We start from the raw sequence: 11,986 nt of genomic DNA, 5'->3' as shown, positions 1-11,986 counted from the left end.
GCGTAACATCAGGCTTCGTTTGTGAGACCGAAGGCAATTGACCGCTTTGCGGACAATGCCGTTGTTTACGTGGCTTCGAAACTCTAGCTGTGTAGGCGAACAGAACAGAAGGCTGCTCTTGCTATAAGGCGGAGTCTCAGATGGCGAGTTTGGCGTATTTTGTTGCGGGCGTGCCGGCCTGTAGCCATAGTCCTGACCGAACGAAGTAGGAGATGCACCTCATGCCCGCCCGCAACAGATTTGCCGAACTGCATGCCGAGATCACTGAATGGCGGCGGGACATTCATGCTCATCCCGAACTGCGGTTCGAAGAACATCGAACTGCTGCAAAGGTGGTCAAATTGCTCACAGAGTTTGGCTGCAATGATGTGGTCTCTGGCGTCGGCCGAACCGGGGTCGTGGGCGTGATTCACGGTCGAACGCAGGCATCAGGCAAGGCGATTGGGTTTCGAGCGGACATGGACGCATTGCCAATTCCGGAAACCACAGGTTTATCGTACGCCTCGACTAATCCTGGCGTTATGCACGCATGCGGTCATGACGGACATACTGCAATGCTGCTTGGTGCTGCGAAATACCTAGCCGAAACGCGCAATTTCAACGGTACCGTAGTGCTGATATTCCAGCCCGCGGAGGAAGGTAGCGGTGGCGCGCGCGCGATGCTTGACGATGGATTGATGGACCGTTGGGGCATTCAGGAAGTTTATGGTATGCATAATTGGCCGGGCATTCCAGCTGGTCAGTTTGCAGTGCGCGACGGACCGCAAATGGCCGCTACTGCGTTTTTCGAACTCACAATCAAAGGCAAGGGAGGCCACGCGGCGCTACCTCATATGGCGGTGGATACAACGGTGGCTGCTGCGCAGGTGATTACCGCGCTACAGACCATCGCGGCACGCAACATCGACCCGCTAAAATCCGTTGTTGTTTCCACCTGTGGACTGCGCAGTGACAGCAATACCTTCAACGTTATCCCGGACGAGATAAAATTGCGTGGTACGGTGCGCTATTTCGATGCTGATGTACATGAGATCGTGCAAAAACGCCTATGCGAGCTTGCCGAACTGACGGCGCAGGCAAACGGTGCAAAAGCACATCTAGATTACACTTCACGCGTGCCACCCACCATCAACAACCCAGAGGCCGCTGCGCGCGCTGCTAAGGTGGCACAGGCAGTTTCCGGCGATGTTATCCGTGAATTCGACCCGGTCATGCCCGGCGAGGATTTCTCTGAAATGCTGGCCGAACGGCCCGGGGCTTATCTCTTCATAGGCAATGGTGACAGCGCCGCACTGCACAACCCGGCCTACGAATTCAACGACGACATAATCCCGGCAGGCAGTACATGGTACGCAGAGATGGCGGAGAGGAGAATGCCAATTTGATCAGGAGTAGCTGTCCCAATATGACAACCGCTGTACTAAGAAACCTGTTTCCTGGTTAGATGGTCTGCCGTCGGTTGGTTAGTAGGAAGAGATGACTTTGCACTTAAGTCATGCTCTTTCTTGCGGCTATTCCTGGGCCCTGTGCCGCTTCGATCGGCAGCAGATCTTCTCGAAATTGCGGTTATGCTGCGGGCAGCAGTCGCCGCTTGTAGCGGGCCTTGCGCTTCCACAAAGGATTGGCAGATCGAATACGCATAGGTCATGATTTCTGGCAAGAAGGTTTCGAATTTTGTGAGGGTAGCCACAGTTAGAAAGAGAGCCATGCCTCGCATGAACAAATGATAATGTTGAAGAGGGTTCTGCACTTCGCGCTCGATCAAACGGGAAAGGCAGTATCCGCCTAGTCAACGGCACCTTCCCGCGTAAGAATTTGTCCTTACAGTTCGTAGTTTTCCAAATACGTCGGATTTCGCTCCGCGCTGCGCTGATTGGCACGATTTGAGTCGTCCGGTTAGACCGTTAGTGCGGTTTGGTTAAATGACGAACAGATTGCTGTTCAGATTTAGATAGCAAGCGGAATCTCCCAATCGACTAACGGTCTACTGGACAAGGTGTAAGAAATCCTATGGTTAAATCGACCAAACCTTGTGCGGCACATGCTTGAGCATGAAGCTAATCAGCGAAAACTCGACCGTCTGTTTTAATCAAAACGCATGCCCACCATCACCCGTGTATTGAATTTGTGAGACATTATCGCAAAAAAGCCCCGCGCAGAGGCAGGAGTTATTTGGCCGCTAGCCCATTGTTGCGAGAACTGCGACGCGCCGAACTCGTACCCCCTCATTAAAATCGTAAATCCCCATCAAGGCGCGCCGCCTCACTCTGATAGATTTGCCGTTTGTTCAAATTGCGCCCATGGGATGAAAAGTGCGGTAGCCTTCTGACATTCAAAAATCGCAATTCAATCTTCGAACAGATAATGAAAAGCTCGTGGGGCGACACGCCGAACTCAACAACCCCTTAAAATCCGGCTAGAAAGACCGGATCACCCAAAAATCTTCACGTGCCGCCCACGGGAAGAGGATCGCATTGTGGCAAAGTTGTGTCCACGGCTCGTTCTGAAACTTACTGTTCGCACTTTGGAAACAGACTATTTCGACTGAGCTTGCCGTATTACGGGAATCCCCCAATTTTAGGCAAGGCGCCGATTGAGTAGTGTGCGATCACATTATCAACTTACCCCCTCGTGATGAAGATAGGGGCTGGCCCGAACCCCCTCAGCCAGCCCCTACCATTGTTATAGGGTCAGGACCTTTTAAAACGCCCCAACCTCAATCGCAGCTATTGTAAACCGAAGACGTTTGAAAAATTCGGGCTATGACCGCTGAGCGGGACTTTGCAGCCATCCGCATTTTTACTCCAAAGGACCGCAGTCAGCCCGAAGCGGACATTAAAAACATTACTTTGCAATTCCGGCTTCGCCGACGAACCAGTTGTACATCGAATGGAGAAGTTAGATATTTATTCTGGAACGCCGGCTAGACGTAAACCGTCAATTAGGTGCTCCAGATCACTCTTATTTTTATAGGGAAGCCTTTCACAGATTTTCGTCAGTGACTCTTCTGGTTGTAGTTTCAGATACTCTCCGGAATGCATTTGAGCAGCTTCCAGATCATCCAGTTTCGCATAAGCCGCTGCCAAAATCTGGTGCAAACCGTCATGGTCTGGATATCGTCCCAGTCCTTCTTCAAGTGCTGCGACAGCAGCACCGTAGCTCTTGGTGAGATACAGTGCCGTCCCCAACACTTCGTAGTAGAAACCCATGGCGAATACCGGATTATACCGCAATGCGAGCTGCGCCTCTTTAACCGCGTCTTCGCTGGCGCCAGCCGTAATGAGATAATAACCCAATGCGAAGTGCGCGTCGGCATTACTTGGTTCTAACTCTACCGCTTTTCGTCCTTCTGCGACGGCGAGAGAGTGCCTTTTTGTCCAACAATACACATCTCCTAGAACCATATGGGCCTTGCCCAGGCTGGCATCTAACCGCACGGCTTGCTTTGCATGCTTCAAAGCCAATTCAAGGGAAGCTTTGGGATCAGAACTCCACCGTTGATTGGCGTCATGCACTAAAGCCCAGGCGAGCCCTGCGTGTGCTGGCGCGTATTCATGATCTTGTTCGATGGCACTAGAATAAAGTTCAATTGCCTTTAGGTTGTCGATCTTCGTGGTGCGAGCGTGAAAAGCGTTGCCTTGTAATACATAGTCATAGGCCTTCAAGCTTTTGACTTCTTTACGAAATGCGCGCTCTTGTTCTGCTCGAGTAAGAGCAACAGTCAGTGTGGCAACAATGCTTTCGGCAACACGGTCTTGAAAGTCAAAAACTTCTGCCAAATCTCCATCAAAACGGTCAGCCCAAAGCTGGATTGAATTATCTGTGTCTATCAAACTGGCGTTGACACGTACGCGACCGCTTCCGCGGCGTACAGTCCCTTCAAGAACATAGCGAACACCTAGCTCGCGTGCTGCCTCCACAGCGGATTGTGAGCGATTTTTGTATTCTCGGGTTGCATTGCGAGCAATAACAACAAGACCCGAAATCTTGGATAAGTCGGTAGCGATGTCGTCCGCAACACCTTCGGAAAAATACTCATCCTCAGGATCACTCGACATATTTTCAAAGGGTAGGATCGCAATTGACGGCTTTTCTTGATTTGTCTGAACCGCTCCCTTCGCGGGCCAGCGAAACACCCTGATCGGGCGCTCTAATCCCTTTAAGTTGTGCTGACCGGCATCAACGAAATTTGCTTCGATCCGATTTCCAACACTCTCGTTCACCAGTGACGAAACACATATTCCGTCAGGCTCGGCCAAGGCTTCGAGCCGGGCCGCTACGTTCACGCCGTCACCAAAAATGTCATCGCCATCAACAACTATATCACCAAGATTGACTCCGATCCGAAGCCTTATCTTACCGTTCACCTCTCGGTTCTGTTGTTGTATCCTAAGCGCTGCATCGACGGCATCGACTACGCTGGAAAACTCTACAAGCGCACCATCGCCCATCTTCTTTACGATCCGTCCTCGCCTAGAAGCGACGATGGGATCGAAAATTTCAGTCCAATGATCCTGCAAAGCTGCCAGAGTACTGGCTTCATTCTCGTTCATCAAACGGGAATATCCGACCACGTCTGCTATAAGTATTGCTGCTAGCCGTCGCGCCATTTCCGCTCCCATTCGAAATTGAAGCTAACGAAACGTATTGCAGAAATCTATTGGTGATACAGTTGTTGGGAAAACGTACTGCGATGGATCTCGAAAAGACTCTTCAAAAATCGATGTGATTTCTGCACCAAAGAATCCGAAAGCTTGTAGACTGCTTTGGCGCGAACCGGACCATCGCGGCACTCGACGTGAACGGCTGTTCTGCGGACAAAGCTGCCATCGTATCTCAAGTTGTTAGCGGCCGCTTCCAACCCTAAGCAACCGTTAGCGTGAAGCCAGTTCGATGAAGAACAAAGACTGTGACCTGATGGTCGCGGACCTGACAATTGTAAAAAGCCTGGGCAGATGAGAGGCGCCAATTGCGTCGGCGCCTCCTTCGCTTATTCGATCGCAGGCATACCAGTCACAGCCTCAAAGGCATCGGAAATCGGTTCAGAGTGTTGCGGATCGCGCGTGCCAGGCAGCACCTCAAAGAAGGGATCGAAGTCCACCATCGCCTGCGCCAAGACCCCCAGCATGGTCGGGTCGCCGTCTAGCTTTGCAGTTCCGTCCGCCAATTGCGCGTCGAGCGTTTTCTCACCAGCCATTGTCAGTTCCAGATCACCACGGTTTATGGTCAGTGTCAGGTCTGGCGATTCTGACTGGAAGCCCTCGACATTCGTTAGCGTGGCATTGCGCAGGTCAACGAGGAACTTTTCTCCGTTATCGGGTGTTATGAGGTTCATTGTGAACGCATGGCCTTCGACCTTGCGGCTGTCCATTTTGATCGCAAGGAAATTCAGGAACAGTTCGGTCGACATGGCTCGGATTACATCCGGGCTGGAGGTGTCGGGAATGTCCCCCTCAGGAATGCCCGAGCGCAATTCAAACGCCCCTGATAGGAAAGAGTTTCTCAGGCCGGGGTTTTCCTGCTGATAGCCAAGCTGCTCATAGATGTCCGCAAGCAGGTTCTTTGCGAGCTGGTTGCGGGGTTCTGCCTGGACCAGTTTGTTCAGGATTTCGCTGGCCAGCAGATACTCTCCTTCATCATGCAGTTCGCGACCTCTGACCATGATTGTATCTGATCCACCCATCATCTCGACGTAGAGTGGCGCAGAGTCTTCCGGGGAAAGCGGGATCAGAGTTGCCGGATTACAGTCCCAAAAGCCTATATATCGTTGTACTACACCACGGCTGTTGTGTTCTGGTGAGCCGTGATACCCGCGACAATGCCATTTGTCCTGAAGGCTCTGCGGCAGTTTGTAGACATTATGGATCTGATTGATCGTCACGCCCTTGTTTACGAAGTGCAGAACCTGGTTGTTCATGTGAGCATAGAGGTCTCGCTGGTCCCGAAGGATCGCCTGAATGCGGTCATTGCCCCAGCGCGGCCAGTGGTGCGAATAGAACATCACTTCAGCTTCTTCACCATATAGGTGCAGTGCCCTCGAGATGTATTTGGACCACCTTAAGGGGTTTCTTACAGGTGCTCCGCGAAGCGTGTAGATGTTGTGCAGCGTCGCCGTGACATTCTCTGCCATCCACAAGGCTTTCATGTCCGGGATATAGGTGTTCATGTTGGATGGCGCTTCGGTGCCTGGCGTATTCTGGAAGATCATTCGCACACCGTCGACCTCGAATTCCTCGATGTCATCTTCCACGATCCTGGTTGGTGCGATCAACCCGACTAACCCGGCAGAAACTCCTTGGCCCAAACCCTGTCCGGCATAGCCGTGTGGACTGGCTGGCAGTAGCAGGCCATATTGATAGAACAGGCGACGGTTCATTGCGGTGCCTGCGTAGACGTTTTCCGAGATCGTGTGTTCCATGAAGTCTCGGGGCGCAATGATCTCAACCTTCCCCGCCCGCACATCCACTTCGTCAACCACGCCACGCACGCCGCCCCAGTGGTCCCCATGAGAATGCGAGTAGATCACTGCCGTGACAGGCAAGCCCCCACCCACGTGCTCTTGAAACAATTCCAGAGCGGCACGCGCGGGTTCAGCAGAAACCAATGGGTCAATGACGATCCAGCCAGTTTTACCACGCACAAAGGAGATGTCGGAAAGATCAAAGCCGCGCACCTGATAAATACCCGGAATAACCTCGTAGAGGCCGTAGTTTTGGTTCAGGCGCGATATTCGTTGCATCGAAGGGTGAATGCTGTCGAAATCGGTGTCGGAGTTCAGAAAGTCGAACCTTTCCTTGTCCCAAGCAACGTGGCCGGCATCCGCCATGATTTTCTTATCTGGCATTTCTGCGATAAAGCCGTGCTTTTGTTCGTCGAAGTCCCGCGTGTCCGAAAAGGGCAAGTTGCGGCGCGCTTCATCCAGAATTTCCAGAGTAAACTTGGAAGGTGCTTTGCCTTCAGGATGAAAATGTTCCTCGAGAGGGGCCGCCTCCTGCGCATGTGCCACAGCGTCATCAAGAAGGGCGGCTCCAGATACCGCAAACGCCGTTCCCATTGTTGGTATTGCTTTGAGGACATCTCTTCGTGTGGTCATGTCTGTCTTCCTTTTGTAAGTGACTGCGGTTGAAACCAATTCAGGTCGCCAAGGACGCTTGGTGTTCGCAGTTGGTTTTCGCAGTGCTTGGATGAAGGAATTTTAGTGCGGCTACCGTTCGTAGACTTCGTCACCAGATCAAATTAGAAAAAAGTTGCCTCGGTACCCGCAATCTATCGAGTGCAGGGGATTGGAGCAAATCAGATGACCAAGTCAGGTCGATTGACAGCGGAACAGAAACACATTTTGCAAAGCTCCGGCTGGCTCAGCACCAGAAGCTTGGCGTTCCAGGAGTCATTGTTGGAGATAGGGTCAGCAAAGTCTTTGGAGGCCGGACAGCTTTTGTATGCAAGGGGCAAGGTGCCAACGCATGTCCACGGGCTGATCAAAGGGCAAATAGACGTTCAGATCCTAGCGCCAAACGGAGAAGAGTTGTCCTATCCTTCGGGGCAGCAGAGCAAATGGTACAGTTTTGCGGACGTCATCACGAGAGAACCCGCGGTGGGGACGGCCATCGCGCGCCTACCCACGCTCCTCCTAAGCATTTCCCGGTCGGAATTCCTCGAGTTTTTGAATGAGGACCCACGGCGGTACTCAGACGTCATCGCGCATGACAACGCTCTCAGACGAAACATTCAAGCGGTTCTCTCCGAAGTAGTGACAGGCAGTGGTATAGACCTTGTGTGGAGCCATCTAGCTTGGATAGCAAGAAATGATCGCTTGGACGCAAACGATTCAATTACAATTTCCCAGTCGGATTTTGCGTCGTCCGTCGGCGTCTCACTTCCAAGCGTACAACGTGCTTTCCGCGACATGAAACGGCGGGGCATTATCGACACATACTACGGCAAGATTGTCGTGAAGAACCTTCATAAGCTTCAAGAAATCGCCGAAACGCTTGGAAGTGAATAACTTTCTGAAGCGGTGCTGCCAAGGGCTGGCAAAGTCAAAATTGTTGCGCATTGCCGATATAGGTGCTCGGCGCAGAAATTTGCACAATGGGCTCGAAACAGCCATTCGCTACGGCTTGCATGAATGTCCGCTATGCGGACTTTGCTGCCGTTAATATTATCCGGTGGAACAACCGCTTTGTGCACTTTGCGACCGAGGTTACAAAGAACGTCCTGCAGAGAACGGTCATTCGTGGCAACAGCGTTCGGCCAATAGCCACAAGCTAAAGAAGACAATATGCTGTTTAGAAAAGCAGAAAAACAAGGAGTAGTTCGCCTCAGGCTGGAGAAATCGAACCGTTGAATGCTCCGAATACGGATGTATCAATTGAAGCTACGCAGATGGCTGTTACTGTTCAAATGTGAAGGGCAGCAGTATGAGTTCACGACCGCCCTTTACGCGCCGACGGCCCTCAGTCCACCGCAAGCTCTGTGATTTCGCGGCGAAATGGTAGGTCGTCACCTAAATCTCTGCCATCAAGCTCCCGTGCATAACGGTGACCGGCATAGGTTGCCCAGGCGATCGGCCCCGGTGCGTTGGCGTCACCAATTAATTTGACCGACTTGATACCTGCATCCGCCCATTCGACCTCGCGAGATTTCAGGTCATTAAATACGGCGTTGTTTTCCAGGCGCGACGCCACCATCACAACGGCATCCGTCTCAATCTTCCAGGTTCGGTCGGTGTAGACGCAGTTCGAGACCACGTGATCCGAGTGAATTTCGGTGACACCTTGATTGAGCACGATCTCGACCCCTGCGTCCACCAGCCGTGGATGGATGGCGACTTGCTCAAGCGTGTTGTTCGTCCAGTCACTGACAAATGCCGACGGAGTGACCAGAGTCACTTTTGCACCGTTCTTGGCCAACAGTTCGGCCAGAACGCCGCCCATGTAATAGTGGTCATCGTCATAGACCACTACGCGGCCCGATGGGATTGTGCCATCCATCAGATCATCCGGTGTGTAAACCTTGGCACCTTCTGCTATCGGCATTGGAACAACATGCTGACGCGAGACCCCGTCGTTGCGCCATGTAGACCCAGTGGCGATGCAGACGTTTTCAAAGCCGAACTCCAGAATGCTCTCGGCATCCAACTCACTTTCGCGATAGATTTCCACGTTCGGACGTTGGCTCAGCTGGTAGTCGCGATAGTCCACGACACGACCCCAGGCCGACAGTCCCGGCAGCAGGCGTTCGCGGGCCACGCGCCCGCCGATCACATCGCGCGCCTCGGCCACCGCGACATCGTATCCCCGACGACAAAGCGCCCAGGCGGCCTCAAGCCCCGCGGGGCCAGAACCTACGACCAGCACGTTTGAGCTTTCGCCCTTTTCGTTCATCTTCTCTGGATGCCAGCCTTTGCGCCATTCTTCCATAAATGTCGGGTTCTGGGTACAACGGCTGATCGACATGGTCATATCGCCAGTGATGCAGATGTTGCAGCCGATGCATTCGCGGATGTCTTCGATCCGACCTTCTTCGATCTTTTTTGGCAAAAACGGATCAGCGATTGAGGGACGCGCGCAGCCGATGAAGTCCAGCGTTCCGGACTTGATCATCTTGGCCATCACATCGGGTGAGGTGAAGCGTCCAACCCCAACGATGGGCTTGTCGGTCAACTCATGAATGCCACGCACCAGTTGTTCCTGTGCAGCCTCTTCCTTGAACCGCGAAGGGCCGGAACAATCCTCCCACGTGCCCTGAGCCAAATCCCAAAGGTCGGGCAGGTCTTTGTTCATTTCGATGTAGTCGCGCACCTCGGCGTTCGAGAAACCCAGATCCCCAATGGTTTCGTCCAACGAGACACGAAGCGTGATCGCCATCGTATCACCCACGGCATCACGCATATCGGCGATGACTTCCTGACTGAACCGGGCACGGTTCTCCAAAGACCCACCATATTCGTCGCTGCGTTGGTTGGTCGCCCGGCTGAGGAAGTGCTGGAAAATACCAAATCCATGCGCGCCATACAGACAGATCAGGTCAAAACCTGCTTCTTTCGAGCGTTTAGCTGCATTCACGAACCAACGGCGCAAGTCCTTGATGTCCTGCTTGTCCAAGGCACGCGCCTGAACCGGATCATTGGTAAAGGTACGGATCGGCATGGCCGAAGGGGCCAGTGGGACTTCTTTGGTGTATAGATTAGGTCCGTTGATGCCGGAATAGGCAAGCTGAATGCCGGCCAGCGCGCCATGGGTCTTCATCCGCTCGGACATCTTGCGCAATTGGGGGATGTCTTTGTCTTCCCACAGGCGGAGTTCGATGAACGGAGTAATCTCAGACGTGTGGTGCATCTCGCACTGTTCGGTAAATATGACGCCCCAGCCACCTTCGGCCTTGATACCTCGCATTGCGGCTGCCGCAGACGGGTCGCGATATCCGCCGCCGTTGCAGTGAGGCACCTGATAGAACCGGTTCTTGGCCGTTAGGGGGCCGATCTTCATCGGTTCGAACAGAATGTCATAGCGTGGATCGCGCATAGCTGGCTCCTTGTGGCTGGCTGATGTGTTAGATGGGGCTATGCCGCCCCGAATAAGGAATTACAGACCGGCGGCGACTTCGGTGATGGCGTCGCGCAGGATGACTTCAATACGATCAATCATCGGTTCGTCCATGATCAGTGTCGGAGACAGGATCAGAACGTTACCGAGGGGGCGAGCTATGAGGCCGCGCTTCTGACAAGCGCGCGCGACTTTCAGGCCCACCTGCGCTTCTGCCGGATGGCTTTCCTTTGTGGCGCGATCCTTCACGAATTCGATCCCCATCATGAAGTGGCTTCCGCGCACTTCACCCACCATTTCGATATCGGTCAGGCCACGCAGGTTGTTTTCAAACTGCTTCCCGGTCGTCTGCACACGCTCGGGAATGCCCTCCCGCTCCATGATTGCTATATTGGTAAGACCTGCCGCTGCAGCCGCTGGGTGGCCGGAATAGGTCATACCGTGCAGGAACATACCGTCGGGGCCTGAGATGACCTCGTGAATATCGTCGGAAACGATCGTGGCAGACAGCGGCTGATAGCCAGATGTCAGACCTTTGGCCGTGGTTATGATGTCGGGCACCATGTCAAAAACATCTTCGGATGCAAAGAAGTGTCCGAGACGCCCAAAGGCGGTTACGACCTCATCGGCAACGTACTTAATGTCGTTGGCCTGACAGACCTCCCACGCGCGTTTATGATAGCCAGCTGGCGCGGTCACAACACCGCCCGCGCCTTGGATCGGTTCTGCAATGAAGGCACAAATGTTTTCTGCGCCGATGCGCTCGATGTTCTGTTTCAGATCGTCGATGAGGGCGTCGAGGAACTCGGCCTCGGTCATCTCACCGCCTTCGCGCCAGTAATGGGGCGAGTGCAGATGATGCACAAGTTCACTGGCCGCGTGCCAGCCTTCAGAATAGCCGGGCGTGGTCATCGCCATCGCCAGATGGGTCGAGCCGTGATAGGCCCCATGCCGCGAGAGAACCAGTTTCTTTTCGGGCCTCCCTTTGCGGATATTGTAGTGATGCAGCATCCGGATGGCGCTGTCATTGGCGACCGAGCCGGAATTGCCAAAATACACGGCGTTCAAATGACCCGGCGCAAGTTGTGCGATCTTCTTGGCAAGTGCTGCCGCAGCCGGGTGGGTGAAATTGTAGAAAGTCGAATAATAGTCCAGTGTTTTGAGCTGATCCGAGATCGCCTCAATCATTTCCTCATTGCCGTGGCCGATGTTGACACACCAAAGGCCACCGATGCCATCAATCAGTTCATTGCCATCGCTGTCGTAAACAAATGCGCCCTTTGCGCGTGAGATCACTGTACGTGCGCCTTGCTGCTTCAACGCGTTCAGATCGGCGAAGGACTGAATCAGGTGTTCGTCCTGCGCAAGAATGTCGAGCGTATCTTTGGCCATGACCAACCTCTTTGTTTTTTCGATGCAATTTTGCTGATCCGGCGAGG

6 protein-coding genes are annotated in these 11,986 nt (G+C 53.3%); 2 read left to right on the top strand and 4 right to left on the bottom strand.

What is annotated here, in order from left to right:
• The first annotated feature begins 221 nt into the window (after window positions 1–221).
• Window positions 222–1,385: a M20 aminoacylase family protein gene (locus tag GOV91_RS20785; RefSeq protein ID WP_171236854.1), complete on the top strand. Its 1,164-nt coding sequence runs from the start codon at window positions 222–224 to the stop codon at window positions 1,383–1,385.
• Between the two features lie 1,521 nt (window positions 1,386–2,906).
• On the opposite strand, the gene GOV91_RS20780 is transcribed toward GOV91_RS20785, so the two are convergent.
• Both GOV91_RS20780 and GOV91_RS20775 read right to left on the bottom strand, forming a co-directional pair.
• Complete coding sequence (locus GOV91_RS20780; protein WP_171236853.1) at window positions 2,907–4,610, bottom strand: adenylate/guanylate cyclase domain-containing protein; 1,704 nt, start codon at window positions 4,608–4,610, stop codon at window positions 2,907–2,909.
• Between the two features lie 380 nt (window positions 4,611–4,990).
• The gene (locus GOV91_RS20775) at window positions 4,991–7,093 is read right to left on the bottom strand and encodes an alkyl/aryl-sulfatase (protein WP_171236852.1); all 2,103 of its coding nucleotides are present in this window, start codon (window positions 7,091–7,093) and stop codon (window positions 4,991–4,993) included.
• A gap of 204 nt (window positions 7,094–7,297) precedes the next feature.
• Between GOV91_RS20775 and GOV91_RS20770 the strand changes: the two genes are divergently transcribed.
• Complete coding sequence (locus GOV91_RS20770; protein ID WP_171236851.1) at window positions 7,298–8,005, top strand: Crp/Fnr family transcriptional regulator; 708 nt, start codon at window positions 7,298–7,300, stop codon at window positions 8,003–8,005.
• Between the two features lie 451 nt (window positions 8,006–8,456).
• On the opposite strand, the gene GOV91_RS20765 is transcribed toward GOV91_RS20770, so the two are convergent.
• Window positions 8,457–10,526, bottom strand: coding sequence for an FAD-dependent oxidoreductase (locus GOV91_RS20765; protein ID WP_171236850.1), 2,070 nt, complete (start codon window positions 10,524–10,526; stop codon window positions 8,457–8,459).
• A 60-nt stretch (window positions 10,527–10,586) separates the two neighbouring features.
• Window positions 10,587–11,939, bottom strand: coding sequence for an aminotransferase class III-fold pyridoxal phosphate-dependent enzyme (locus GOV91_RS20760; protein WP_171236849.1), 1,353 nt, complete (start codon window positions 11,937–11,939; stop codon window positions 10,587–10,589).
• Window positions 11,940–11,986 lie beyond the last annotated feature (47 nt).

It is taken from the genome of Ruegeria sp. HKCCA6837 (genome assembly GCF_013034475.1).
In the GTDB taxonomy this organism is placed as follows: domain Bacteria; phylum Pseudomonadota; class Alphaproteobacteria; order Rhodobacterales; family Rhodobacteraceae; genus Ruegeria.
Note: the sequence above shows the minus strand (reverse complement) of the source record. Positions and strands in the feature narration are given on the sequence as shown.